The 24,134-nt window shown below is 74.0% G+C and carries 21 protein-coding genes and 1 riboswitch; of the genes, 11 read left to right on the plus strand and 10 right to left on the minus strand.

The annotated features are described in order from the left end of the window. The first annotated feature begins 1 nt into the window (after nucleotide 1). Entirely contained in the window at nucleotides 2-427 is a 426-nt protein-coding gene (locus IF20_RS19690) for a DUF4267 domain-containing protein (RefSeq protein WP_052866556.1), read from the plus strand. 55 nt (nucleotides 428-482) lie between these two features. On the opposite strand, the gene IF20_RS19695 is transcribed toward IF20_RS19690, so the two are convergent. Next, a complete protein-coding gene (locus IF20_RS19695) occupies nucleotides 483-1,064 on the minus strand; it encodes a TerD family protein (protein WP_052866557.1) in 582 nt (193 codons plus the stop codon). Nucleotides 1,065-1,234: 170 nt separating this feature from the next. On the opposite strand from IF20_RS19695, the gene IF20_RS19700 reads away from it, so the two are divergent. Both IF20_RS19700 and IF20_RS19705 read left to right on the plus strand, forming a co-directional pair. Beyond that, on the plus strand, nucleotides 1,235-1,945 hold the full coding sequence (locus tag IF20_RS19700; protein WP_052866558.1) for a ribonuclease H family protein: 711 nt from the start codon (nucleotides 1,235-1,237) through the stop codon (nucleotides 1,943-1,945). Nucleotides 1,946-2,033: 88 nt separating this feature from the next. After that, the gene (locus IF20_RS19705) at nucleotides 2,034-3,293 is read left to right on the plus strand and encodes an amidase family protein (protein ID WP_110944346.1); all 1,260 of its coding nucleotides are present in this window, start codon (nucleotides 2,034-2,036) and stop codon (nucleotides 3,291-3,293) included. Here IF20_RS19705 and IF20_RS19710 read toward each other — a convergent pair. Further along, a complete protein-coding gene (locus IF20_RS19710) occupies nucleotides 3,277-4,119 on the minus strand; it encodes an alpha/beta fold hydrolase (protein WP_052866559.1) in 843 nt (280 codons plus the stop codon). The genes IF20_RS19705 and IF20_RS19710 overlap by 17 nt on opposite strands. 232 nt (nucleotides 4,120-4,351) lie before the next feature. Between IF20_RS19710 and IF20_RS19715 the strand changes: the two genes are divergently transcribed. Then, nucleotides 4,352-5,173, plus strand: a complete 822-nt coding sequence (locus IF20_RS19715; RefSeq protein ID WP_052866560.1) for an alpha/beta fold hydrolase — start codon at nucleotides 4,352-4,354, stop codon at nucleotides 5,171-5,173. Nucleotides 5,174-5,252: 79 nt separating this feature from the next. Here the strand turns inward: IF20_RS19715 and IF20_RS19720 are convergent, their stop codons facing one another. After that, a complete protein-coding gene (locus IF20_RS19720; RefSeq protein ID WP_110944347.1) occupies nucleotides 5,253-5,726 on the minus strand; it encodes an STAS domain-containing protein in 474 nt (157 codons plus the stop codon). Nucleotides 5,727-5,936: 210 nt separating this feature from the next. Here IF20_RS19720 and IF20_RS19725 point away from each other — a divergent pair, with 210 nt between their 5' ends. Both IF20_RS19725 and IF20_RS19730 read left to right on the plus strand, forming a co-directional pair. Further along, nucleotides 5,937-6,356, plus strand: a complete 420-nt coding sequence (locus tag IF20_RS19725; protein ID WP_052866561.1) for a DUF3662 domain-containing protein — start codon at nucleotides 5,937-5,939, stop codon at nucleotides 6,354-6,356. 27 nt (nucleotides 6,357-6,383) lie between these two features. Beyond that, on the plus strand, nucleotides 6,384-7,151 hold the full coding sequence (locus tag IF20_RS19730; protein ID WP_052866562.1) for a dienelactone hydrolase family protein: 768 nt from the start codon (nucleotides 6,384-6,386) through the stop codon (nucleotides 7,149-7,151). A 21-nt stretch (nucleotides 7,152-7,172) separates the two neighbouring features. Here the strand turns inward: IF20_RS19730 and IF20_RS19735 are convergent, their stop codons facing one another. After that, a complete protein-coding gene (locus IF20_RS19735; protein ID WP_052866563.1) occupies nucleotides 7,173-8,813 on the minus strand; it encodes a penicillin-binding transpeptidase domain-containing protein in 1,641 nt (546 codons plus the stop codon). Nucleotides 8,814-9,685: 872 nt separating this feature from the next. Between IF20_RS19735 and IF20_RS19740 the strand changes: the two genes are divergently transcribed. Further along, nucleotides 9,686-10,522, plus strand: coding sequence for a GNAT family N-acetyltransferase (locus tag IF20_RS19740; protein ID WP_324605584.1), 837 nt, complete (start codon nucleotides 9,686-9,688; stop codon nucleotides 10,520-10,522). A gap of 155 nt (nucleotides 10,523-10,677) precedes the next feature. Beyond that, nucleotides 10,678-11,382 (plus strand): DedA family protein, encoded by a 705-nt coding sequence (locus tag IF20_RS19745; protein ID WP_110944348.1) that lies wholly within the window; start codon nucleotides 10,678-10,680, stop codon nucleotides 11,380-11,382. Nucleotides 11,383-11,437: 55 nt separating this feature from the next. On the opposite strand, the gene thiE is transcribed toward IF20_RS19745, so the two are convergent. Both thiE and thiM read right to left on the minus strand, forming a co-directional pair. Further along, nucleotides 11,438-12,112 (minus strand): thiamine phosphate synthase, encoded by a 675-nt coding sequence (thiE, locus tag IF20_RS19750; protein WP_234426738.1) that lies wholly within the window; start codon nucleotides 12,110-12,112, stop codon nucleotides 11,438-11,440. Then, complete coding sequence (gene thiM / locus IF20_RS19755; protein ID WP_052866565.1) at nucleotides 12,109-12,945, minus strand: hydroxyethylthiazole kinase; 837 nt, start codon at nucleotides 12,943-12,945, stop codon at nucleotides 12,109-12,111. The genes thiE and thiM overlap by 4 nt, the downstream gene beginning before the upstream one ends. Before the next feature lie 3 nt (nucleotides 12,946-12,948). After that, nucleotides 12,949-13,045: riboswitch (TPP riboswitch) on the minus strand. 59 nt (nucleotides 13,046-13,104) lie between these two features. On the opposite strand from thiM, the gene IF20_RS19760 reads away from it, so the two are divergent. Next, nucleotides 13,105-14,475, plus strand: coding sequence for a purine-cytosine permease family protein (locus tag IF20_RS19760; RefSeq protein WP_052866566.1), 1,371 nt, complete (start codon nucleotides 13,105-13,107; stop codon nucleotides 14,473-14,475). A 31-nt stretch (nucleotides 14,476-14,506) separates the two neighbouring features. On the opposite strand, the gene IF20_RS19765 is transcribed toward IF20_RS19760, so the two are convergent. From IF20_RS19765 to IF20_RS19780, 4 genes are read right to left on the minus strand one after another with little or no spacing between them, the layout of a single operon-like run. After that, on the minus strand, nucleotides 14,507-16,585 hold the full coding sequence (locus tag IF20_RS19765; RefSeq protein WP_052866567.1) for a CHAT domain-containing WD40 repeat protein: 2,079 nt from the start codon (nucleotides 16,583-16,585) through the stop codon (nucleotides 14,507-14,509). Between the two features lie 8 nt (nucleotides 16,586-16,593). Continuing rightward, complete coding sequence (locus IF20_RS19770) at nucleotides 16,594-16,944, minus strand: CU044_2847 family protein (protein ID WP_052866568.1); 351 nt, start codon at nucleotides 16,942-16,944, stop codon at nucleotides 16,594-16,596. Between the two features lie 29 nt (nucleotides 16,945-16,973). Then, entirely contained in the window at nucleotides 16,974-17,711 is a 738-nt protein-coding gene (locus tag IF20_RS19775; protein ID WP_199896669.1) for a hypothetical protein, read from the minus strand. Nucleotides 17,712-17,739: 28 nt separating this feature from the next. Continuing rightward, nucleotides 17,740-18,567, minus strand: a complete 828-nt coding sequence (locus tag IF20_RS19780) for a hypothetical protein (RefSeq protein ID WP_052866570.1) — start codon at nucleotides 18,565-18,567, stop codon at nucleotides 17,740-17,742. A gap of 233 nt (nucleotides 18,568-18,800) precedes the next feature. Between IF20_RS19780 and IF20_RS19785 the strand changes: the two genes are divergently transcribed. Further along, on the plus strand, nucleotides 18,801-21,599 hold the full coding sequence (locus IF20_RS19785; protein ID WP_234426739.1) for a helix-turn-helix transcriptional regulator: 2,799 nt from the start codon (nucleotides 18,801-18,803) through the stop codon (nucleotides 21,597-21,599). Between the two features lie 230 nt (nucleotides 21,600-21,829). Beyond that, nucleotides 21,830-24,070 carry a HelD family protein gene (locus IF20_RS19790; protein WP_052866655.1) on the plus strand — a complete coding sequence of 747 codons (2,241 nt, stop codon included), beginning with the start codon at nucleotides 21,830-21,832 and terminating at the stop codon, nucleotides 24,068-24,070. Nucleotides 24,071-24,134: the final 64 nt, after the last annotated feature.

Here is a 24,134-nt window from a genome sequence, read left to right on the forward strand (position 1 = left end):
CATGTCGCTGAAGAAGATCAACACCGTCCTGGCCGCCGTCATCGTCCTCTTCATCCTCTGGTTCGGGACGGAGTACATCCTGAGCCCGGAGACGACGGCGCCGGGCTACGGCCTGCCGAGATGGCCGTCCGGCGACGGCGACGGTTTCCTGGTCGTCAAGGGAATCCGCGACGTCGTCCTGGCCCTGGTCCTGGTCGTCCTGCTGGTGACGGGCCACCGCCGGGCGCTGGGCTGGGCGCTGCTGGTGGAGGCCCTCGCCGCTTACGGCGACATGGCCAACGTGCTGGCCCACCACGGCTCCGTGGCCACTGCGCTCGGCGTCCACTGCCTGACCGCGACGCTGATGGTGGTCAACGGTCTGCTGATGCTGCGCGAGACCCGCAAGGTCGCGGTCGCTCCGGTGAGACCCGCCCCGCAGCCCGCCTGACAGCTCGCTCGGCGAGCGGGTGGTGGGGGCCTCGCGGGGGCCCCCACCGGGACGGTCAGAGCAGGCGGCTGATGGCCGGCATCAGGTCCTGGAAGGTGCGGCCGGTGGCGGGCTCGCCGAGCGCGGTCATCTGCCAGGTGGTGCCGGAGCGGTACACCTTCGCCATGATCTGGGCGGTGTGCCGGCCGCCGCCGGTGAGCGTGTAGCGGGCCAGTTCCTCGCCGGTGGACTCGTCGATCAGACGGCAGTAGGCGTTCTGCACCTCTTCGAAGGTCTGGCCGGTGAAGGAGTTCACGGTGAAGAAGATCTGGTCGACATTGGCCGGAACCCGCCGCAGATCGACCGCGATGGACTCGTCGTCGCCCTCGCCGGTGCCCCCGACGAGGTTGTCCCCGCTGTGCTGGACCGAACCGTCGTTGCTGGTCAGGTGCTGGAAGAAGACGACGTCGACGCCCTGGCCCGCGGCGAAGAGCACCGCCGAGGCGTCCAGGTCGATCTCCCGGGTGCCGGCCAGTTTCGCGAAGAAGCCCTTGCGCTGGGCGGCCTGCCAGCCCAGCCCCATGCGTACCGTGCTGAGCGTGCCGCCGTCGGACTTGCTCAGGCTGATCTGCTGGCCCTTGTTCAGGTTCACGGACATTCGGAGAAGCCTCGCTCGTGTCGGGGTCCCGGCGATGGAGCCAGGTGCGAATCTACAGCAGTGTAGAGATCCGGGGGCGGCGCCCCGGTCGTTGTCGTACCCATGGTCCCCGATGCCGGCCGGGAGAGGCCCCGGCACACGGCACCTCGCCGGACTGGGATGATCGGTCCATGGCTGAACGTGTGATCGCCGCGTGTGACGGGGCGTCGAAAGGAAATCCCGGCCCGGCCGGCTGGGGCTGGGTCATCGCCGACGAGGCGGGCGACCCCGCCCGCTGGGAGGCGGGCCCGCTGGGCACGGCGACCAACAACGTCGCGGAACTGACCGCGCTGGAGCGGCTGTTGACGACGGTCGACGCCGACGTACCGCTGGAGATCCGGATGGACTCCCAGTACGCGATGAAGGCCGTCACCACCTGGCTGCCCGGCTGGAAGCGCAAGGGCTGGAAGACGGCCGCCGGCAAGCCGGTCGCCAACCAGGAGCTGGTGGTCCGCATCGACGCGCTGCTCGCCGGCCGCGACGTGCGGTTCGAGTACGTCCCCGCGCACCAGGTCGGCGGCGACGCGCTGAACGACTTCGCCGACCGGGCCGCCAGCCAGGCCGCCACCGAACAGCAGCCCGCCGGCAGCGAGCACGGCTCCCCGCACCCGCCGCCCTCCGCCGCCCCGAAGTCCGGTGGCGTGACGTCCGGTGGCGCGAAGTCGGGCGGTGCGAAGTCCGCCGTCGGCGCGTCGAAGCGGCGCGGCCCCAGCGCCCGTACGCTCAAGGCCAAGTTCCCCGGCCGCTGCCGCTGCGGCCGCGCCTACACCGCCGGCGAGCCCATCGCCAAGAACCCCGAGGGCTGGGGCCACCCGGCCTGCCGCACCGCGGCGGAGGGCTAGCGGCACCGGTCAGCCGGCGGCGGGACCGCGGGCGGCGCCCTCCCCAGGGGCGACCGCCCGGACAACTGCAGACACTCAGGGGGCGCCCATGTCGAACCAGCACGCCGGTGGACCGACCGCCGGGCCGCGACCCGGCCGGGCCGGTGCCGCGCCGCTCACCGCGACCGGGATCGCCGCGGCCGTACGGACCCGGGAGCTCAGCGCCGTCGAGGTCGTCTCGGCCGCGCTCGCCCGGACCGCGGAGATCGAGCCGGAGCTGCACGCCTTCCGCGAGGTGTGGGGCGAGGCGGCCCTGGAGCGGGCGGCGGAGGTCGACCGGCTGGTCGCCGCCGGAACGGAGCCGCCCCTCGCGGGGGTGCCGATCGGGGTCAAGGGCGCGCGCGGTGCCCGGTCGGCGGCGGCACGGGCGCTGGTCGCCGCCGGCTGCGTACCCCTCGGCGCGACGTCCGTACCGGGGCCCGGCACCCCGTGGCAGACCTGGGGGCTGGGCCGGGGCGGGCGGACGGTGAATCCGTGGCGCGCGGACCGCACGCCCGGCGGCTCGTCGGCCGGTTCCGCCGCGGCGGTCGCGGCCGGCCTCGTGCCGCTGGCGACGGGCAGCGACGGCGCGGGTTCGGTGCGCATCCCGGCCGCCTGGTGCGGGGTGTTCGGACTGAAGGTCACCAACGGCCTGCTGCCCTCGCCGGACCGTACGGGGCTCGCGGCGCCCGGTGTGCTCGCCCGGTGCGCGACCGACCTGGCGGCTTTCTGGCGGGTGGTGTGCGACGGCCCGGACGGCGCGGCACCGCGAACCGGTCCGGACGCGGCGCCCGGCGCGGGCGATGCGGCCTTGCCGCTCGCCGCCGTTTGGTCGGACGATCTCGGGTTCGCCGAGCCGGACCGGGAGCCCGCCGCCCTCGCCCGCCGCGCGGCCGAGCGGCTCGCCGAGGCGGGCGTCGTCCGCTTCGTGCCGGCCGGGCCGGTCCGGCTGGCCGACCCCGCGGCGGCCTGGCAGGCGTTGCGTACCCCGGGCGCCGACCGGGCCGCGGCGGAGCGGGTGCGCGCGGACAACGACCGGCGGCTCGCCGCGCTGTTCGCCCGCGCACCGCTGCTGCTCACGCCGGCCACCCCGAATCCGCCGCACGGGCACGAGGGGCCGGGCGAGCGCTACAGCACCGCGCTGACGTGGGCGTTCAACCTCAGTGGGCATCCGGCCGCGAGCATTCCCGCGGGGTTCGGCGCGGACGGCTGCCCGGTGGGGTTGCAGGTCGTGGCCCTGCACGGTGCCGAGCCGCTGCTGCTGGCCGTCGCCGAGGCCGCCGAACGGGCCGCGGGGCTGGCTGCCCGGAGCGTCACTCCGGCGCGGTGAGGAAGTCGAGCAGCGCGGAGTAGAGCCGTACGGGGGCGTCGAGGGGCACCAGGTGGCCGGCGTCCGGGATCAGTTCGAGCCGGGCTCCGGGGATCGCCGCCGTCAGTTCGTGTGCCCTGTCCACCGGGATCCAGGTGTCCTCGGCGCCCCAGCAGACGGTGACGGGCAGGTCGATGCCGGGGTACCGGTCCTGGATCTCGTCGGTGTAGCGCTGGTCCGCCTGGGCGATCTGCCGGTAGAAGGCCGCCTGGCCCGCCTCGTCGGACCACGGCCGCACCAACTCCTCGGCCACGTCGTCGGGCAGTCCCCGGTGGCTCGCCGAGCGGATGTACTCCCGTACGAGTCCGAGGTGGAGAGCGGGCGGCAACTGCTCCAAGACCGGGGCGTGTTCGCCGACCAGCCGGAAGAACGGCGTGCCCCAGGGCGCGAGCGCCACCGGGTCGACCAGCGCCAGCCGGCGGTAGGGCACGCCGTGCAGCAGGTGGGCCCGGAGGGACACGGCCCCGCCGAAGTCGTGCGCGACGACGGCGGGCCGGGCCAGCTCCCAGTGCGTCAGCAGTTCGGTGAAGACCCTGCCCTGGGCCGCCAGCGAGACGTCCTGCCCGTGCCGCTTCTCGGACGCGCCGTAGCCGGGCATGTCCCACACGAACACCTGGTACCGCCGGGCCAGCGCGGGCGCGATCTCCCGCCAGACGTACGAGGAGAAGGGCGTGCCGTGCAGGAGGACCACCGGCTCGGCGTCCGCCGGGCCGAGCCGTTCCCAGCGCACCGTGCCGGCGCTGCTCCGGAAGGTCCTGCTCAACTGCCAGGTGCGGGTGTCGGTCAACGGGCCGTTCCTTTCGCGAGGTGGGGACGGACCCTCGGGTCGCCGGGACACTGCTAAGGAGTGTAAAGCATTTCAAGCCTTACGGGTGGTGGTGTGCCGGTAGCGGCGCGGGCCGGCGGCGTAGGCAAAGTACGCCGCGCGTTCGGCTGCCGGGCGGTGTGCGGCGGGCGCCCGGCCGTCTAGGTTCGGTCCTGCCGCGGAACGGCAGCGGACCGGACAACAGGAGGTCGCCATGGGGACGTTCACGACGACGGACGGCACGGAGATCTTCTACAAGGACTGGGGCGGCGGGCGCCCGGTCGTCTTCAGTCACGGCTGGCCGCTCAACGCGGATGTCTGGGACCCGCAGTTGCGTCTGGTGGCCGAGTACGGCTTCCGCGCCATCGCGCACGACCGCCGCGGGCACGGGCGCTCCGGGCAGCCGTGGCAGGGCAACGACATGGACACCTACGCGGACGATCTCGCCCGGCTGATGGAGCTGCTCAACCTGCGCGACGCGGTCCTGGTCGGGCACTCGACGGGCGGCGGCGAAGTGGTGCGCTACATCGGGCGGCACGGTACGGCGCGGGTCGGCAAGGTCGTCCTGCTCGGGGCCGTACCGCCGCTGATGCTGCGGACGGAGACCAACCCCGAAGGCGCGCCCATCGAGGTGTTCAACGCCATCCGCGACGGGGTGCGGAACAACCGGTCGCAGTACTACCAGGACCTGAGCGCGGCCTTCTACGGTGCGAACCGGCCGGGCGCGGACGTCCCGCAGGGCACGCGGGACGCGTTCTGGCTGATGAGCATGCAGGTCGGAATGAAGGCCGCGTACGACTGCATCGAGCAGTTCTCCGAGACGGACTTCACGGAGGATCTGCGCCGTATCGACGTGCCCACCCTCATCGCGCACGGGGAAGACGACCAGATCGTGCCCATCGGGGCCGCGGCACACAAGTCGGCCCCGATGGTCAAGGACGCGGTGCTGAAGGTCTACCCCGGAGCGCCGCACGGCCTGACCGGGGACTACGAGCAGACCTTCGACCAGGACCTGATCGCCTTCCTCAAGGACTGAGGCCCGGACGCCGAGGCCCGGCGGCCTCAGCCGGGGAGCGCGCCGAGGCGGCCGACTCCCGCGGTCCTCGTGAGCCGCCTCAGCCCGCCTCCACGCCGGCCCCGCGGCACGTCGCCGGAGCCCCGCTCACGGGAGCTTCCATGCGGCCGACCAGGTGGTGCCGGGCCGCCGGTGGTGGCCAGGCGGGGCGCTGCTCCGGAGGCAGCGCCGCCAGGGCCCGCCGGACGGTGGGGTAGGCGCGCAGCAGGGTGCCGGTGCCGGTCAGGTGCAGGACGCGGGCGACGTTGGGGCGCACTCCCGCCAGCAGCAGCCTGCCCCGCCGGCGTTCCAGCAGCCACTCCACGCTCAGCAGGCAGTTCAGGCCGCGCGAGTCGCAGAAGGTGAGGCCGGAGCAGTCCAGGACGGCGTGGCGGTGGCCGCGGTCCAGGAAGGTGCCCACGGACGCGCGGAAGGGCTGCTCGGTAAAGTGATCGAGCTCGCCGCTGATCTGCAGGACGACGCAGGCGTCGCAGGAGGCGAGCGCGGTCATCTCCAAGCCGTCGGGGAGCGGCATCGTGGCTACCTCATCGTGCGGGGGAGATGTGAGCAACTCTCACGTTGCTGACAGTAGCGGGTCTTGTTCTTGGAAAGCGTGTGATTTTCTGCCAAGCGTGGTAATGGCCTGAATGATGCGAACGGTGATCACCCCGTGACTCCGTGGTCACCGCCCGGCAGTGCCGTTTCCCACCCGCATGAGGTATTTCATCCCGGGCACCCGACGCCCATGGGATTGCTCACGCAGTGGGAAGACGCCGTGGAACTGTGGGAACACACGCTGGTCAACCGGGTGTTCCGCAGCGATCCGGTCCAGCTGATCGACGCGCTGCGGCGGGAGTGCGACGATCACGCCGTCGTCTGCAGCGAGAACCGGATACTGGTGCCCAACGCCTACGACGTCGAACTCGCCCCCTACGTCCACGAAAGACTGGGCCAACCGGACGAGGTCGTCGCGCAGGCGCTGACCGACACGCTGGCCCGGCACGCCGCGGAGAAGGGCTACGAGTGGGGCGGTCCGCTCACCGTCCACGTCGCCGAATCCCGGCACTCGCTGCCCAACGGACGCTACCGGATAACCAGCCAAGCCTTGCCGAACATCCCCCCGGATGCGTTCCACGGCCCGGTACAGGTGCATGATGCACCTTGAAGATGCAGGTACCGGTGAGGAGAGAACGTGGCAGCGAAGACGGAATCCCGGACGGTGACGATCGGCACGCCGGACGGTTCGTGCGACGCCTTTGTCGCGCACCCGGCGGGGGACGGGCCGTACCCCGCCGTGTTGTTCTACATGGACGCCATCGGCCTGCGTCCGGTGCTGGAGGACATGGCCCGCGAGCTGGCCTCGCACGGGTACTACGTCCTCGTGCCCAACCTCTTCTACCGCACCGGGCCGGCGCCCGTGGTGGAGGTGACCGACCTGTCGACCCCGGAGGCCCGGGAGGCCTTCTTCGGGAAGATCATGCCGCTGGTCCACGCGCTGACGCCCGACATGGCGCTGCGTGACGCCGGCAGCTACCTCGACTTCCTGGCCGCCCAGGACCAGGTCGCCCCCGGCCCCGTGGGGCTGACGGGCTACTGCATGGGCGGCGCGCTCGCCGTGCGCACCGCCGCCCGCTTCCCGGACCGGGTGGCCGCCGCGGCCGGCTTCCACGCGGGCCACCTCGCCACGGACGCGCCGGACAGCCCGCACCGGCTGGCCGGTGACGTCCGCGCCGAGCTGTACTTCGGGCACGCCTCCCAGGACGACTCCATGAACGCCGAGCACATCTCCCGGCTGGAGAGCGCGCTCGACGAGGCGGGCGTGACGTACCGCTCCGAGGTGTACCCGGACACCGTTCACGGCTACACCATGGTCGACACCGCCGCGTACAGCGAGTCGGGCCTGGCCCGGCACTGGGAAGCGCTGCTGGACCTCTTCGCCCGTACGCTGAAGCAGGCCTGACGGCGCGTCGGCGACGCGGCGCTACCCGGCGCGCAGCACCTGCGCGACGACCGGGCCCGCCGCGTCGCCGCCGTGGCCGCCGGACTGGACGAGCGCGGCGGCCGCGAGGTCGTCGCTGTAGCCGGTGAACCAGCTGTTGGACTGCGCCTGCCCGTCCTTCTCTGCCGAGCCGGTCTTCGCGCCCTTGTTCCCGCCGACGCCCGCCATGGCGGTCACGGCCGTGCCGTGTCCGACGGTCGCCGCGCGCATCATCTGCCGCAGCTGCCGGGCGACGGACGGGGACAGCGGGCGGGCGGTCGCCAGCGTGCGGCCGTCGAGGGACTGCGGTACCAAAACGGGCTGCCGGAAGCCGCCGTTGACGACGGTCGCGGTCACCGACGCCATCGCCAGCGGCGACATCTGCACCTTGCCCTGGCCGATGTAGGAGGCGGCGGACTCCACCCCGGACGACTCCGGGACGCTGCCGTCGAAGGACGGCAGGCCGGTCTGCCAGTCGTCCCCGCCGAGCCCGAAGGAATCGTGTGCCGTCCGGCCCAGCGCGGTACCCGCGAGGCCCCGGTCGTTGAGCGGCTTGAACGCCTTGATGAACGCGGTGTTGCAGGACCGCGCGAACGCGTCGCTGAGGGTGCCGTCCGGGATCGAGAAGTCCGCCAGGTTGTGGAAGGTGTAGCCCTCCCAGCTCACGGTGGACGGGCAGGCGACCTTGGCGTTCGCGTCGGCCACCCCGTTCTCGATCATCATCGCGGCGGTCACGATCTTCATGGTGGAGCCGGGCGCCACCTTGCCCAGCATCGCCGCGTTGTAGCCGTCCGTACGGTGGTTGGCCACCGCCCGGATCTCGCCCGTGCTCGGCCGGACCGCGACCACCGACGACTCCGGGTAGGCCCGCACCGCCCGCTCCGCCGCCGCCTGCACGTCCGCGTCCAGCGTCGTGCGCAGCGTCCCGGCCCGGCCCTTGCGGAGGGTGAGCAGGGTATGGGCGGGCTCGCCCGACTCGTTCTCGATGTGCAGGTCGATGCCGCGCGTGCCGCCGGCCTTCGTGCCGTACTTCTCCCGCAGGCCGTCCAGCAGCGGTCCGAGCGAGGGGTACCGCTCCTTGGTCAGCGTCCGGCCCCGGTGGTCGACGGCCCGGATCTCCGGGGCCTCGGCCGCCCCCGTCACCAGGTACTCGCCGTCCTTCAACTGCGGGTGCAGCACCGAGGGCCGCCAGTCCACCAGCGGCTCGTGCGTGGTCCGGCCCCGCACGATCCGCAGTTCCGAGGCGTACGACAGGGGCGCGGTCCGGCCGTCGTACGACACCTCGGCCTCGACCGTGTACGGCACTCTCGTGCCGCGCCGCTCGCCCGGCTTGATCACCACGTGCGTGAGGTGCGCCTGGTCATGGAAGCCGGCCAGCTGGGTCCGGGCGACCGCCTGGTTGTCCGTGAGCGCGGCGGCCCTGGTGCTGTCGCCCTTGGCCCACGCGGCGAGGAAGGCGGTGGCGGTGTCCGTCGTCTCGTCGGCGCTCGGTGGGCCGGTGCGTACGGGCGCCCCCTGGGTGGTGGGGTCCGAACCGCCGTACCCCATGATGCCGTTGACCAGGTTGTAGCCGCAGTACAGCACGCCCCCGCCGACGACCGTCAGCACCCCGCCGACAATGATGATCTTCACCCCGCTGCGCATTCGCGCTCCCTCCCCTGAGAGCCCCTTGAACAAGTTCAAGAAGGCAACCAGAGGCACAGTACGGGGCAGACGGGGCGACCGGGGCATTCGAACGGAAGTCCGTTATGGGATAGCGATCTTCGGGAAGCGTTCCGGAGCGCGGCGGTCCGTTCGGCAGCCCGGTGCGTCTGCTCGACGCCGAACCGGCGACGGCCTCCGGCGCCCGGTGCGCCGCCGGTGCCGGTGCCGGCGCGGGCTCGTACTCGACGGAGCACTCCACCTCGTGGTGGGCGCAGAGGACTTCGGCCAGCCGTACGAGCGCGGCGGTGTCGCCGCTCCGGCCCACCCGGTGCAGATCGACGACGACCGTGCCGCTGCCGGGACGGATGACGGCGTTGAGCAGCCGCCCCAGGTGGGGTTCGGCCGCCGGGCGGATCGGGCGGTGCACCTCGATGACGGTGCGGTCGGCGTACCGGCGTACCGCGACCGGGGACGGCCCGGTCGCCGCGGCCGCGGGGGCGGGCAGCGCGGCACCGTCCTCCCCGGCGGCCCGGGCGGAAACCGGCACGGGCGATGTGCGGAGCCGGTGGCGAACAGCGGCCCACCACGGTTGCAGGGAAGGAGCGGTCCACGTCATCGCGGTCTCCCTCAACATCAGGACCTGCTGGGACAAGCCGTCGCCACCCGCCGTGGCGCGACGCGGGTGCGACGCGGGAGCGAGGGGGATTCTGCCACCGCGGGGTGGCCGGCGGGCAGGGCCTGTCGGCCTCTGGACAGGGACCGGTGGGCCTGTCGGGCGCGTCGCCGGGGTACTCCGACAGCCCCTGCCGGAAGCCGGGTACGGGCGGTGGCTTTCGGCCGATGCCGGGCCACGGGGACCGCACGTGGCTTTCATGGTCCAGCGGCGCACCGACCGGCCCGACGCGGGACTCCGCCGGGCGCTCCTGGTCGGCGCCGGTCTTCTCCAGGAAGGGAGAACGTTGCACATGCTCTCGGGATCCACCACTGTCGCGGCCACCGGTTCGTACGTCATCTCGGTCGCCGACACGGCCGGGGAGATACGGGCCGCCCAGCGGCTGCGCCGCAGGGTCCGCGCCGGGGAGGAGGGAGCCGCACCGCGCACGCCGCGCGCGGGCCGCGACGCCGACGGGTTCGACGCGCACGCCGACCACCTGATCGTGACGGACACGACGAGCCGCGAGGTGGTCGGCACCTACCGGCTGCTGCCGTCCGGCCGCACCGAAACCCTCCGCGCGGAAGCGGAGTTCGATCTCCGCGCCCTCCAGCCACTGCGCGGCCGCATGGTGGAGGCAGGCCCCTCGTGCGTGCACCCCGACCACCGGACCGGCGCGGTCATCGACCTGATGTGGGCCGGACTCACGCGGTACGTCCTGCTGTCCGGCGCCCGTCACCTGGCGGGGTGCGCGTCCGTCCCACTGGACGACGGCGGCCAGGCCGCCTCCAGCGCCTGGCTGCTCGGCAACGCGAAACACTGCGCCCCGGTCGAGCTGCGGGTCCACCCGTACCGCCCCTGGACGCCGCGGGGGGTGAGCGAGAACGAGCCGAGTTACACACTGCTGCCGCCGCTGCTCCGCGGCTGCCTGCGGGCCGGCGCGTGGCTGTGCGGAGCGCCGGCCCACGACCCGGACTCCGGCGTCGCGGACTTCTTTCTCCTGCTGGACACGGAGCGGACGGACGACCGCCACCGAAGCCACTTCCCAGCGGAGTAAGGGTTTCCCCGGAGGCGTGAGGGATCGCCCTGACACCCGCGGGAACTCAGCGAATCGGAGACGCGACACCATGCCGACGACGCCACCCGTCACCACGGAGACCAGTACTTACGTCACCTGGCTATCGGCGATCCGCGGCAGCCGGCCGCCGGTCCATGTCTGAGCTGCTCGACCGGTTCGCCGAGCTGGTCACGACGCAGCTGGACTCGCCCTGGCTCTGGCTGATCGTGCTGCTGGTGGCCGGCCTGGACGCACTGTTGCCGTTCATGCCGAGCGAGACGACGGTGGTGACGGTGGCCGTGCTGACCGGTCCCGACCTCCCGCAGCTCGCGCTGCTGGCGGTGGTCGCCGCGCTCGGCGCGCTGGGTGGCGACTGCCTCGGGCACGGCATCGGCCGCTGGGCCGGGCCGAAGGCGATCGGCCGGCTGCTACGCGGCGAGAAGGGCCGGCAACGGTACGCGTGGGGGCGCGCCATGGTCGCGCGGCACGCCACGACGCTGGTGGTCGCGGGCCGCTTCCTGCCCGGTGGGCGGGTGGCGTCCGCCCTGTCCACCGGCAGCCTGCGGTTCCCGTTCCGCCGTTTCGTGCTGCTGGACGCGGCCGGCGCCGCGCTGTGGGCGGTCACCAGCACGGCCATCGGGTACCTCGGCGGCGCGGCCTTCGCCGAGGATCCCGTCAAGGGGCTGCTGCTCGCCTTCGCGCTGGCCCTGGTGATCGTCGGACTGCTGGAGGCCGCCCGCCGGCTGGTCGCCCGGCGCCGGGGCGCGGCGTCCGGCCGCACGACCGTCGTCGCCGCCGGCACCGTCACCGGCAACGCCACCACCGCCGAGGGCCCGCTCCCGGCGGACGGCCACGGCTGACGCGTGGCACACGGGTACGCGCGGGGGAGCCCCCGCGTCCGTCCTCGGGTGTGTCTCAGGCCTTTCCGGCCCATGCCTCCGCGTACGCGCGCGCCGCGGCGCGTGGGTCGGATGCGGCGCAGATGCCCGAGACGATCGCGCCGCCCGCCGCGCCCGCGGCCCGTAGGAGCGGCATGTCCGGCACGGTCACCCCGCCGATCGCCACCGCCGGCAGCGGCGTGGGCAGCGCCAGCCGGCCGAAGCCCTCGACGCCCAGCTCCGGCGGCGCGTCCGCCTTGGTGCGGGTGGCGTGCAGTGCGCCGATGCCGACGTAGTCGACCCGGGCCGGCTCCTTGGCGGCGGCCCGCAGCTCCTCCTCCGTGGCGGCGCTCAGCCCGATCACCGCGTCCGGCCCGACGAGCCCGCGGACGGCGGCCACCGGCAGGTCGGACTGGCCGACGTGCACCCCGGTCACCCGTGCCCCGGCCGCACGGGCCGCTAGGAACACGTCCACCCGGTCGTTGACGAACAGCGCGACCCGCTCCGGCAGGACCGCGGCGAGCCGCACCACCGTCGCCAGGAAGTCCCGCGCATCGCCGTCCTTCTCCCGCACCTGGACGGCGGTGACGCCACCCGCCACGGCCGCCGCGACCGTGCCCGGCACGTCCCGGCCGCACGCCGCGGCCTGCGCCGCATCCGTGACCAGGTACACCGAGAGGTCCGGTCGTCCGTTCACGGTCGTGCCGGTCACGCCCACGAGATCGCCGCCCGCTTGCCGAGCGTCTCCTCGTCCAGGGCGTACAGCGCGTCCAGGAAGGCGGCCGCGAAACCGCCGGGCCCGGCGCTGCGCTCCGCCGCGATCTCGGCGGCCACGGTGTAGACCGCCACGGCGGCGGCCGCCGCGGCGAGCCGGTCGGCCCGCGCCGCGGCGTCCGGCGTGGTCGGTGGTGCGAACGCCGCGAGCACCGCGCCCAGCGCGCAGCCCCCGCCGGTCACCCGCGTCAGCAGCGGGTCACCGTTGGCGACGCGTACGGTCCGCTCGCCGTCGGTGAGCAGGTCCACGGGGCCGGAGACCGCGACCACGGCACCGGTCGACCGGGCCAGCTCACCCGCGGCTGCGGCCGCCGACTCGACCTCGTCGGTGGCGTCCACGCCGCGCCCGCCGCCCCCGGTCCCGGCGAGCGCGATGATCTCCGAGGCGTTGCCGCGGACGACGGCCGGGCCCTGGGGGAGGAGCCGGCGCGCCAGTGCGGTCCGTACGGGCAGCGAGCCGACCGCCACCGGGTCCAGCACCCAGGGCGTGCCCGCGGCGGCGGCCGAAGCGACCGCCTCGGTCATGGCGGCGCGCTGCTCGGCGTGCGGGGTGCCCAGGTTGACCAGCACTCCGGAGGCGGCCCCGGCGAACGGCCCGGCCTCCTCGGGGATGTCCACCATCGCCGGGGCCGCGCCCACCGCGAGCAGGACGTTCGCGGTGAAGTTGGCGACCACCTGGTTGGTGAGGCACTGCACCAGTGGTGTTTCATGGCGTACGCGGTTGAGAGCCTGCCGGGTGAAGGCGAGCAGGTCGTCGGCCGGACGCGTCATAGGGGCATTCCTCCGTGACATTCCCTTCGCTGGTGCGATCCAGATCAGGTTCGACGGGTGTGATCTCAGCCCTTGAGATGGGGCACCCCGTGTCTCGTGTGCCTCACCATGTTACCCGCACCCCGTTCCCGAACCGGAACCCCGACCTCTGGAATCCCCATGACCATCGAGAGGCCCGTCTTCGACGGGCGCATGCCCGCCGGCGCCGGCGACCTGTCCGTCGAACGGCACGGCATCGGCCCGGTGCCCGAGAACAACCGCTACGGCCGGCCCGGTCGCCTCTTCACCGTGTGGTTCGCGCCCAACCTGACCATGACCGGCGTGTTCACCGGCACCGTCGGCATCGGGCTCGGGCTCGACTTCTGGACGGCGTTCGCCGCGATGGCGCTCGGCACGCTGCTCGGCGCGGCGCCGTCCGCCTATCTCGGCACGTGGGGGAGCCTCACCGGGGCCGGTCAACTCCCGCTCTCCCGGCTGGCGTTCGGCCGCGGCGTCGTGCTGCCCGGCATCCTGCAGTGGCTCTCCTCCATCGCCTGGGACGCGCTGATCGGACTGTTCGGCGGGGACGCGCTGGCCCGGCTCGTGGGCTGGCCGTTCTGGCTGGGCGCGCTGACGGTGCTGGTCCTCCAGGGCGCCGTCGGCGTCCTCGGGTACGAGGCCATCCACCGCCTCCAGACCGTGATGACCTTCGTGCTCGGCGCGGCCTTCCTCGCGCTGAGCGTGAAGCTCCTGGACGGGGTCCCGCTGCCGTCGGCCGCCAGCGCGCACGGCGCGGACCGGGCCGGCGCGTTCCTGCTGACCACCACGGTCGCGCTGAGCCTGGCGATCTCCTGGGCCCCGTACGCCTCGGACTTCAGCCGCTACCTGCCGCGCTCGGCGTCCCGGCCGCGGATGTTCTGGTACACGCTGCTCGGCATGGCCGCCGCGTACCTCTGGGTGCAGACGCTCGGCCTGTGGGCCGCCGGCCTGTTCACCGACCAGACCGCGGCGGGCGTGCACGCACTGCTCGGCGGCGGGGCGCTGGGCGCCTTCGGGCTGCTGGCCATCGCCGCGTCCGCGGTGTGCAGCAACGCCATGAACGACTACAGCGGTTCGCTGGCCCTCCAGACGGCCGGGGTCCGCATCCCCCGTCCGCTCGCCGCCGCCGTGGCCGCCGTGCTCGGGTTCCTGCTCGTGCTGTGGATGCACGCCGCCGACACCACGGCCCGCTTCCAGAACGTGCTGCTCTTCGTCGGCTACTGGATCCCCGGCTTCATCGGCGTCGTCGCCGTCGACTGGCTCGCCCGTGCCCGGGCGCGCGGCGGCCGGCCGGTCGAGGTGCACGAGGAGTTCGCCCGGCCGCAGCCGTGGTGGCCCGCGGTCCTCGCCTTCGTCGTCGCCTTCGCCGCTGCCGTGCCCTTCATGGACACGACGCTGTACGTCGGCCCGGTCGCCGAGGCGCTGCACGGCGCGGACCTCGCGTACTTCGTGGCCTTCGTGGTCTCGGTGGCCGTCTACGCACCGCTGCGGCTGCGGACCCGCAACGGCTGAGCGGGAACGGGCGGTACTCGACCCGGAGCGCTCAGCCCGGCGGGGGAGCGGCCGGCGGGCCGTGCGGCGGTACCGGCGTCAGCTTGATCGTCTTGTCCTCGCCGGCGCTGGCCAGCCACCTGCTGTCCGGGCTGAAGGCGACGCCGAAGACGAAGTGGCCGTGGCGGACGCGCAGCACGCGTTCGCCGCCGGCCGCGTCCCAGACCTCCGCCGTCCGGTCCGTGCTCGCGGTGGCGATCCACCGGCCGTCCGGACTGAACGCGACGTCCTTCACCTGCCCGCCGTGGCGCACCAGCAGCAGCTGATGACCGTGGCGCGCGTCCCACACGCGCGCGGTGCCGTCGTCCCCGCAGGCGGCCAGGCGGTGGCCGTCGGCGGCGAAGCAGACCGCCTTGACGGGGTGCTGGTGGCGCAGCCGCAGCAGGGGATCGCCGCTCGCCGTCCACACCCGTACCGACCGGTCGGCGCAGGCGGTGGCCAGCAGCTGCCCGTCCGGGCTGTACGCCACGTCGGACACCACCTGGTCGTGCGGGAGGCGCAGCAGCGGCTCCCCGGTGGCCGCGTCCCAGACCCGGACGGTGCGGTCGGCGGACGCGGTGGCGAGCCGGTGGCCGTCGGGGCTGAACGCGACCCCGAAGACGATGTGGTCGTGGCGTACGCACAGCAGCTCCTCGCCGTCCGCCGTGGCCCACACCCGCGCGGTGTTGTCGGCGCTGCCGGTGGCCAGCCGCCGGCCGTCCGGGCCGAACTCCGCGGCGAAGACGGTGGAGAGCCAGCTGACGGCCTGCTCCCAGACCCGGTTGCCGGTCTGCGCGTCCCAGACCCGCACCCACTTCCGCGACCCCGCGGCGAGCCGTCTGCCGTCGGGGTGGAAGGCGACGCACTGCACCCACTGCCCGGTGTTGAGCACCCGCGCCCGCATGGGGGCTGCGGTCGGCGGCGCGGGGCCCGGCGGTGGTCCGTCGGGCGCGCGGGGCGGCGCTCCACCGCCGTCGTCCTCCACGTCGTCCTCCTCCGTCGCCGGCACCTCGAAGAGGCCGGCGTCACCACTGCGGAGGTAGAGCACGGGCGTGGCCCATTCGAGGCTGTCGTCCTTGCCCGCGATGAGCGCGACGCGCCCGACCCGTACCGCCTCGTCGACCGCACGCCCGAAGGCCAGCGCCTGGTAGAAGGCGGCGGCGAAGCGGGTGGCGGCCTTGTCGGTGACGGCGAACTGCATGGCGACGACGGCGGGGACGGTGCGGACCAGCGTCGCCGCCGTGCTGGAGAACAGGTCGTGGGAATTGCCCATGCCGCTCTGGCAGCTGTTCAACACCACCAGCTGGGGCCTGGGATGCGCCACACTGATCAGTGGGGCGAGTGCGCTCGCGTGCAGCAGGTGTTCCCTGCCGTCCTCGTCGGCCAGCGCGATCATGCCTTCCTGCCGGTGCGGGTCGTACGCGCCGTGCCCGATGAAGTGCAGGATGTCGCAGCCCCGCAGCAGTCGCCGGCGCAGGTCGTCGGTGGTCTGCCCGGCCACCCAGTCCAGCCGTACCCGGCCCTGCTCGATCAGCGACCGCAGCGCCACCTCCAGCCCGGCCCGCTCGCTGTCGGCGTCCAGCGGCGCCTGCGTGCCGGGCAGCGACGTCATCCCGAGGATGCGCAACGGCAACCCGGCACGCAGCGGGGCCGTGGGCTCGGGCATGTCGACGTACCGGACCACGGGCTCGCGCATGCTCAGATAGCCGCCGAGCTCCTTGTCGTACAGCAACTCCCAAGGCAGTGCGGCCAGTTCGGGGGCGCGGATGCGCAGGACCAGGCGCAGCGTCTCGTTGAGCGCGCCGGCCCGCTGGCGGCTGGAGAGGAACAGGCCGCGGAGCTGACCGCCGAAGACGGTACGGAAGAGGTGTTCGCCCAGGTCCCGTACGGGACGTTCCAGGCCGAGGGCCGCTGCGCGCGGCGTCGCGGAGGAGGCGAGCACGACCGCCTGCAGTTCCGCCAGCCCGGCGCTGATCTGCTCGGCGTCGAGCGTGACGTGCACGCTGTCCTCGCCGGCGGGGGAGGCGACGTCCACGGCGTACCGGCCGGCCGAGTTGCTGATCTCCACGACGAAGTCGCAGCTTCCCGGCATGGCGTGGCTCACCGGGTGCCCGCGTCGGTCGCCGCGGGCTGCGATCCGGCCTGCCAGGTCAGGCAGACCTGGAGGTGCGCGTCGGCGCCGGCGGTGACCACGGCGCCGACCCGGGCGGCCAGCGCCACACCGAACTCGACGGTGACGGTCTCCGGGCGGGCGCGGAGCCCGTCGAGCTGGGCGAGCACGGTCTCCGCCACGGTGCGCACCGTGCCGAGCGAGGCCTCGAAGGTCTGCTCCGCACGCTCGGCGGCCGCCTGCACCGACATCCCGCGCGTCACCATGTCCGCCGGCGGCCCGCCGGTCCACTCGACCGCGACGGTCCCGCCGTTCTCCAGCGGCAGCTCGACGATGTTCACGGACGTACGCTCCTTGCGTCGGGCCGGATTCAGGTGGCCGAGCTCGCGACGGGGCCGGCGGACGTGTGCCACCAGTCGAAGAGGTCGCCGTAGTACTCGGGGCTGGTGGAGGCCATGCTGAGGATGTCCAGCTCCTCGTCGGTCCAGGCGAGATAGACCTTGCCGGTCGCCAGGTAGCACTCCAGGCGCCCCGACTCGTAGGCCATCTCGCCGTTGAGGCTGTCCGCCGATTCGCAGGTGTCACTGGCGAAGGAGTGCGTGGCGACGTTGTCCTCGTAGGCCTGCTTCATCGTCCCCGTGTCCGAGAACTGCATGTAGACGACGCCTATCGGGGCGCCGCCCGACGGCGTGCAGGACACGTACGCGCTGACCCCGGGCGGGGTGCTCTCACCGCCGGACTCGCAGGTGCTTCGCAGGTCGGCCGGCACATGGCTCTTCAGCTCGGCGACGTCGGTGTCCTCCGTCTCCGGCGGCCCGGCCGGGCGTGTGGTGTGCGGTGTCGCCGGGGTGGAACCCGGCGGGGACGTCACGGGCGGCGAGCTGCCGGCCGCGGGGGGCGGGGGCTTGGGCGGGGTGGGTTTCTCCGCGGTCAGCAGCACGATGCTCGTGACCATCAGGCCCGCGCCCAGCAGGACGGTCGTCGTCCGGATGACGGGACTGATCCGCGGGAACGAGATCTCACGGATGGCGAATCCGCTGCCCAGGAGGGCGGCCAGGACCATGAGTCCGCCGAAGCCCAGGAGGATGATTTTCACAGAGGTCGGCATGTTTCCCTCCGGAGCGGTCTCGCGCGCCTCAGGTGGCAGGCCGCGCGCGCAGCAGCGTTTCCAGGACCCGGCGGGTCTTCGTCTCCTGCTTGAGGTCGGGCTCCAGGCCGAGGCCCCGCACGAGGGCCTGCAGCGAGGCCTGGACCACCTCGGCCCCGTCCGGGGCGACCCGCTCGGAGATCTCCAGCCAGTCCAGCGGTTCCTCCCCCGGGCCCGGACCGGCCGATTCGGCAGCGGAGGCGGCGAACGACCAGCGCTCCAGGGTCAGTTCGTGGTGGTTCAGGCGTACGCCGTGCCAGCGCACCGCACGGACGGGACCGAGGACACGCAGCGTCCGGAAGTCGACCCGCACGTCCGCGCACTCGGCGAGGAACGCCCGCTGCCGCCGGGAGAACACCGTACGCAGCGGGTTGGCGCCCGAGGTGACGGCATCGACGGCCGGCCGGCCGCAGTCGGACGTCAACGAGGCGGCGAGCACCCTGTTCTCGGCGTGCCCGGCGTTCCCGGCGGACCAGTCCTCCTCCAGGCGCAGGGTGTCCCCGTCCTCCTCCCGGAAGCGCAGCCACCGCCGGCTGAGCCGGGCCCGCCGGCAGGGGCGGAGCTTCACGGTGGCGTCCCCGTCGCCGCGGCCGTGCCCGGCGTCCGCGCGCAACCGCAGGATCACGCCGCCGTCCAGCAGCGCCGGCGTCCCCGGCCCGCGCCCCCGCGGCGGCGCCTCGCAGAAGTGGACGTGGCGCCGGATTCCCCCATCACCCGGCGCCAACGCCTCGGCGGCCGCTGCCGCCTGCGCGGCGGAGAACGTCATCTTGATCTCGACCGAGTCGAGCCGTGGTCCGGCCCCGTGCGACTCCGGCATCGGATGATCCCCCTTCGCCCTGCCGCCTGCGCGAGACCCCAGTGAAGCGGTGTGTCGCGGCGGGGCGCTTCCGGGAACTCCCCCGTATCTCGCGGCTTTCGACGGCAACGCCGGGAGGAGCATCATGAGGGCAGCGGCACGGAGCCGGGCGCCGCGGCGCCCCGGCCACGGTGCGTGGGGACGTCCAGGGGGCGGACATGAGTGGGGGACCTCCGCAACAGACCGATCGACGCGTGGCGTACGGGAGTTCCCGTGGGCTGGTGGGGCGGGGCCGCGAGCGCCGGCTGATCGACGACCTGCTCCTCGCGGGCGCGGACGGCGGCGCCGCCCTGCTGCTCTGGGGCGAACCGGGCATTGGCAAGACGGCGCTGCTCGACTACGCGGCGGAGCGCGCCCGGGCGATGGGCGGCGACGGCGCGGCAGGCCACGGCCGCCCTGCCCCGTACGTCCTGCACGCCCGCGGCATCGAAACGGAGACCGTCCTGCCGTTCGCCACACTGGCCGACCTGCTGGTGCCGTTTTCGGCGCGTTTCAGGGACCTCCCGGGGGTGCAGCGGGCGGCGCTGGAGGCCTGTCTGGCACTGTCCGGCGAGCCCCTGGACAACCCCTACGCGGCCTGCATGGGAGCGCTGAACGTGCTGGTCGCGATGGGGGAGGAGCGTCCGGTCGTGGTCCTCGTCGACGACCTGCACTGGGCGGACCCCTCCTCGCAGCGCACCCTGCTCTTCATCGCCCGACGGCTGACCTGTACCCGCGTCGCGCTCGCCGCCACCTCGCGGGAGGACCACGGCGAGTCGACCGTCCGCAGCGTGCCCGCAGTGGAGCTCACCGGGCTGGCCGCCACCGACTGCGCCGCGCTGGTGCGCGACGCCGGGCTGCACATGGTGCCGGCCGTGCTGGACGAGCTGGTGGCCATCAGTGACGGCAATCCGCTGGCACTGCTGGAACTCGCCGGCGGCCTGACGCCACGTCAGGCCCGGGGTGAGTCGCCGCTCGCCGATCCGCCCTCGTTCGGGCGCCACCTGGAGCGGGCCTGGGCGGCGCGGATGGACGGCCTCCCGGTCGCGTCACGCAAGGCCCTGGTCGTGCTCGCCGCCAGCCGGTCCACCGCGTCGGACACCCTGAGCGACGCGCTGACCGCCGACGGCCTGGCCTTGGCGGACCTGTCCCCGGCCGAGGAGCACGGCCTGGTCGTGGCGACCGCCGGTGGCCTGGACTTCCGGCACCCCATCCTGCGCCCGCTGGTGCTCGCACGGGCACCGCTGGCCCACCGGCTGGCCGCCTTCCAGGCGCTCGCCGAGGTGACCACCGGGCCGTTGCGTGCCTGGTACCGGGCGGCCGCGAGCCCCGGCCCCGACGAGACGGCCGCGGCCGCCCTGGCCGAGGCCGCGCAGGAGGCCCGGCGGCGCAGCGCGTTCGAGGAATCGGCGCTGGCCTGGCGGCGTGCCGCGGCGCTGACCCCGGAGCGCGCCACCCGCGCCGAGCGGCTGCGGCGAGCCGCGGGGGACGCCTTCATCGGGGGCTCCCCGTCCGGACCCCAGTGGTGCGAGGAGGCGCTGCGGATCACCACCGACCCGGCCGTACGGGCCGACATCGAGCTGCTGCTCGGCCGGATGTACACCTGGAACGGCGATCCGGCCCGTGCGTACGGCCTGCTGGTCGAGGCCGCCGACGCGATCCGCCCCACCGACCCGGCGCGGGCCTGCATCCTGTACGCCGACGCGGTGGTGCCCGCCCGCATGGACGGCCACGTCATGGACGCGGTACGGATCGCCGAGGTCTCCCTCGGGCTGGCCTCGGAGACCGGGCCCGAACGGTGGCTCAGCCTGACGATGCTGGGCGCCGCGCTGGTCCTGGCCGGACAGGTGGAGCGGGGCGCGGCGATGCTGGACGCGGCCGACGGCCACGGCACCGGCGACCGGGTGCGCAACCAGCAGCTGTACGCGCTGGCGGGGCAGGCCTGGAGCCGCGCCGAGGAACCGGCCCGCAGCCGGCGCCTGTTGAACACCGCGATCGACTCGGCCCGGCGGCACAGCGCGCCCGGCGTGCTGCCCTTCACCCTCACCATCCGCAGCGAGCTGGAGACCAGGGTCGGCCGATGGACGCCCGCGTACGGGGACGCGATGGAGGCGCTGCGCTGGGCGGCGGAACTGGGACAGCTCACCAGCGTCGGATACGCGCTGTACTGCCTCGCGCGGCTGGACGCGCTGCGCGGGGACCGGGCGCACTGCGAGGAGCAGGTGGTGCGCGCCCGGCGGGAGGTCGGCGCGTGCGGCATCGGCTGCATGGAGCTGTACCTGACCGCGGCGGTGGGCCTGTCGGCGCTGGCGCACGGCGACCACGAGATGGCCGCCGACCAGCTCGAAGAGAGCTTTGCGCACGCGGTGGCGCAGGGCGTGGGGAACCCCGAGGTGGTCCCGTTCGCCGCCGATCTCGTCGAGGCCCACATGCGGGCCGGGCGCGCCGCGCGGGCCGCCGAGGTCACCGACTGGCTGGCGGACCGGGCCCGGGACACCGGGCTCGCATCGGTGGAGGCGGCCGCGGCGCGCTGCCGGGGGTTGCTCGCGGAGTCGTGGGAGGGGGCCGAGTCGCACTTCGGCACGGCGCTCAAGGCGCACCAGCGGACCAACGCGCCGTTCGAGCGCGCCCGTACGCTGCTGTGCTGGGCCGAGATGTGCCGGCGGCTGCGCCGGCCGGCCGTCGCCCGCTCCCCGCTGACCTCGGCGCTGGCCACCTTCGAGTCGCTGGGCGCGGTGCCCTGGGCGCGCCGGGCGGCGGGCGAACTGGCGGCGGCCGGTGGCGCGCCGCGGGGCAGGCCGGCCGGGCGCGGGGCGCTGGAGTTGCTCACTCCGCAGGAGTTCCAGGTGTCCCGGGCCGTGGCGCGGGGCCTGAACAACACCGAGGCGGCCGCTTCGCTCTTCGTCTCCCGCAAGACGGTCGAGGCGCATCTCACCCGCGTCTACCGCAAGCTCAAGGTGCGTTCGCGGACCGATCTCACCCGCATCCTGGCGGCCGCCGACCTGGTCGACTGAGCCCGCCGGAGGCGCCGCGAGCCCCCTGACGCCCCGGAAAAACAACGAACCCCGGTCGCATTGGCGGCCGGGGTGGACTTCCGCGTATATTGGGAGATTCGCATGCCGAGAAGAAATTCAGGCAGGGCGAAGCTAACTGGAGTCATCTTAACCAGGCGGGAGTCGAATTGTCAATCCAGGTGCCGGGCGAGGAATCGGGCGTGGGGCCGGACCGGGCCGCCGACGAGGAGATGCGCCGCGAGCAGGAATTCATCGACATGCTCTACGAGCGCCTCGGCGAGCTGCGGGCCGGCGCGGGCGCCGCGGTCCAGGGCGCCCTGGCGGTCGCCGACGCCGGCACGATGCAGGCCCGGCTGGAGCGGGACGTGACCGTCGCCGAGCAGGCCGGGGTGCTCGCCGCCCTGGACGCGGGCGAGCACGGCCTCTGCTTCGGCCGGCTCTCCTTCCGCGACGGCGCCGACCACCACATCGGCCGGATCGGCATCCGGCGCGACGACGCCGCACACACGCCGCTGGTCATCGACTGGCGCGCCGACGTCGCGCGCCCCTTCTACCTCGCCACCGGGCACACCCCGATGGGGCTGCGCCGCCGGCGCCACATCTCCACCGAAGGCCGCCGCGTCACCGCCCTGCACGACGAGCTCATGGACCTCGCCGACACGGTGCGCACCGGCCACGAGGGCACCGACGCCGACACCGTACTGCTCGCTGCCCTGGACGCGGCCCGCACCGGCCGGATGCACGACATCGTGCAGACCATCCAGGCCGAGCAGGACCGCATCATCCGCGCCCCGCACCGCGGCGTCATGGTCGTCGAGGGCGGCCCCGGCACCGGCAAGACCGTCGTCGCCCTGCACCGCGCCGCGTACCTGCTCTACGCGCACCGCGAGGTGCTCGCCCGGCGCGCCGTCCTCATCGTCGGCCCCAACCCGGCGTTCCTCGGCTACATCGGCGAGGTGCTGCCCGCGCTCGGCGAGACCGGCGTGCTGCTCGCCTCGCCCGGCGAACTCTTCCCCGGCATCACCGCGACCGGCACCGACACGCCCGAGGCCGCCGCGGTCAAGGGCGGCGCCGCGATGGCCGACGCGCTGGCCGCGTACGTCCGCGACCGCCAGCGGCTCCCCGAGCCCGGCACCGTCGTCCCGCACGAGGACGGCGACCTCCTCCTCGACCCGGACATCGTCCTGGAGGCCCGCCATCAGGCGCGCGAGACCAAGCTGCCGCACAACCTCGCCCGCCCGCACTTCGCCTTCCGGATCATCGACGCGCTGACCGCCCAGCTCGCCGACCGGCTCGGCGCCGACCCCTACGGCGGCCCGAACTTCCTCGGCCCCGACGACATCGCCCAGCTCGGCAAGGCCATCGCGGCCAGCCCCGAGGTGCACGCCGCCATCGCCGACCTCTGGCCCGTCCTCACCCCGCAGGAACTGGTCGCCGACTTCCTCGCCGACCCCGTGCACCTCCCTGAGGCCGACGCGGCGGCGATCCGGCGCGAGGGTGGCGAGTGGACCCCCGCCGACATCCCCCTCCTGGACGAGGCCGCCGAGCTGCTCGGCGACGACGACTCGGCCGCGCAGGCCGCCGCCGAGGCCGAGCGCCAGGAGCGCATCGCCTACGCGCAGGGCGTGATCGACCTCGCGTACGCCTCGCGCACGCACGAGTTCGAGGGCAAGGACGACGAGGATTCGGAGGTACTGGGCGTCCAGGACCTCATCGACGCCGAGCTGCTCGCCGACCGGCAGGAGGAGGCCGACCACCGGACCGCGGCCGAGCGTGCCGCCGCCGACCGCACCTGGGCCTTCGGCCACATCATCGTCGACGAGGCGCAGGAGCTGTCCGCGATGATGTGGCGGCTGCTGATGCGCCGCTGCCCGACCCGCTCGATGACGCTGGTCGGCGACCCGGCGCAGACCGCCGAGCCCGGCAGCTGCGGTACGTGGGAGTCCATCCTCACGCCGTACGTCGGCGACCGCTGGGAGCACGTGCGCCTCGGCGTCAACTACCGCACCCCCGCCGAGATCATGGAGGTCGCGGCGGCGGCGCTCCGGGCCGCGTACGCCGGCACCCCGCAGGCCGAGGCCTTCGAACCGCCGCGCTCGGTCCGCTCCACCGGCGTACCGCCCTGGTCCGAGCGCACCGACGACCTGCCGCGCGCGGTCGCCGAGGCGGTCGCCCGGGAGGCTGGCACCGAGGGCCGGCTCGCGGTCATCGCCCAGCAGCAGCACCACGAAGCCCTGCTGGCCGCGCTCCCCGCCGCGTCCGCCGGCCCGGCCCCCGACCTGACCAGCCCGGTCGTCCTCCTGGACCCGCGGCAGGCCAAGGGCCTGGAGTTCGACACGGTGCTGGTGGCGGAGCCGGCCGAGTTCGGCGTGAGCGACCTCTACGTCGCCCTCACCCGCGCCACCCAGCGGCTGGGCGTGGTCCACACGCAGCCGCTCCCGGCGGGGCTGGCGGGGCTGACGCCCCGCTGAGGCCGACGGTCGACGGCCGGCGGCAGTGCTGTCCCGGCCGTCGACAGCCGAACCCTCATCGCCC

The sequence above is a fragment of the Streptomyces niger genome, assembly GCF_000718305.1.
GTDB lineage: Bacteria > Actinomycetota > Actinomycetes > Streptomycetales > Streptomycetaceae > Streptomyces > Streptomyces niger.

Bases quoted from the DNA above. Each gene is read 5' to 3' on its own strand.
- IF20_RS19690 (WP_052866556.1), top strand. From the start codon at position 2: ATGTCGCTGAAGAAGATCAACACCGTCCTGGCCGCCGTCATCGTCCTC.
- IF20_RS19695 (WP_052866557.1), bottom strand. From the start codon at position 1,064: ATGTCCGTGAACCTGAACAAGGGCCAGCAGATCAGCCTGAGCAAGTCC.
- IF20_RS19700 (WP_052866558.1), top strand. From the start codon at position 1,235: ATGGCTGAACGTGTGATCGCCGCGTGTGACGGGGCGTCGAAAGGAAAT.
- IF20_RS19705 (WP_110944346.1), top strand. From the start codon at position 2,034: ATGTCGAACCAGCACGCCGGTGGACCGACCGCCGGGCCGCGACCCGGC.
- IF20_RS19715 (WP_052866560.1), top strand. From the start codon at position 4,352: ATGGGGACGTTCACGACGACGGACGGCACGGAGATCTTCTACAAGGAC.
- IF20_RS19720 (WP_110944347.1), bottom strand. From the start codon at position 5,726: ATGCCGCTCCCCGACGGCTTGGAGATGACCGCGCTCGCCTCCTGCGAC.
- IF20_RS19725 (WP_052866561.1), top strand. From the start codon at position 5,937: ATGGGATTGCTCACGCAGTGGGAAGACGCCGTGGAACTGTGGGAACAC.
- IF20_RS19735 (WP_052866563.1), bottom strand. From the start codon at position 8,813: ATGCGCAGCGGGGTGAAGATCATCATTGTCGGCGGGGTGCTGACGGTC.
- IF20_RS19740 (WP_324605584.1), top strand. From the start codon at position 9,686: ATGGTCCAGCGGCGCACCGACCGGCCCGACGCGGGACTCCGCCGGGCG.
- IF20_RS19745 (WP_110944348.1), top strand. From the start codon at position 10,678: ATGTCTGAGCTGCTCGACCGGTTCGCCGAGCTGGTCACGACGCAGCTG.
- thiM (WP_052866565.1), bottom strand. From the start codon at position 12,945: ATGACGCGTCCGGCCGACGACCTGCTCGCCTTCACCCGGCAGGCTCTC.
- IF20_RS19760 (WP_052866566.1), top strand. From the start codon at position 13,105: ATGACCATCGAGAGGCCCGTCTTCGACGGGCGCATGCCCGCCGGCGCC.
- IF20_RS19765 (WP_052866567.1), bottom strand. From the start codon at position 16,585: ATGCCGGGAAGCTGCGACTTCGTCGTGGAGATCAGCAACTCGGCCGGC.
- IF20_RS19775 (WP_199896669.1), bottom strand. From the start codon at position 17,711: ATGCCGACCTCTGTGAAAATCATCCTCCTGGGCTTCGGCGGACTCATG.
- IF20_RS19780 (WP_052866570.1), bottom strand. From the start codon at position 18,567: ATGCCGGAGTCGCACGGGGCCGGACCACGGCTCGACTCGGTCGAGATC.
- IF20_RS19790 (WP_052866655.1), top strand. From the start codon at position 21,830: ATGCGCCGCGAGCAGGAATTCATCGACATGCTCTACGAGCGCCTCGGC.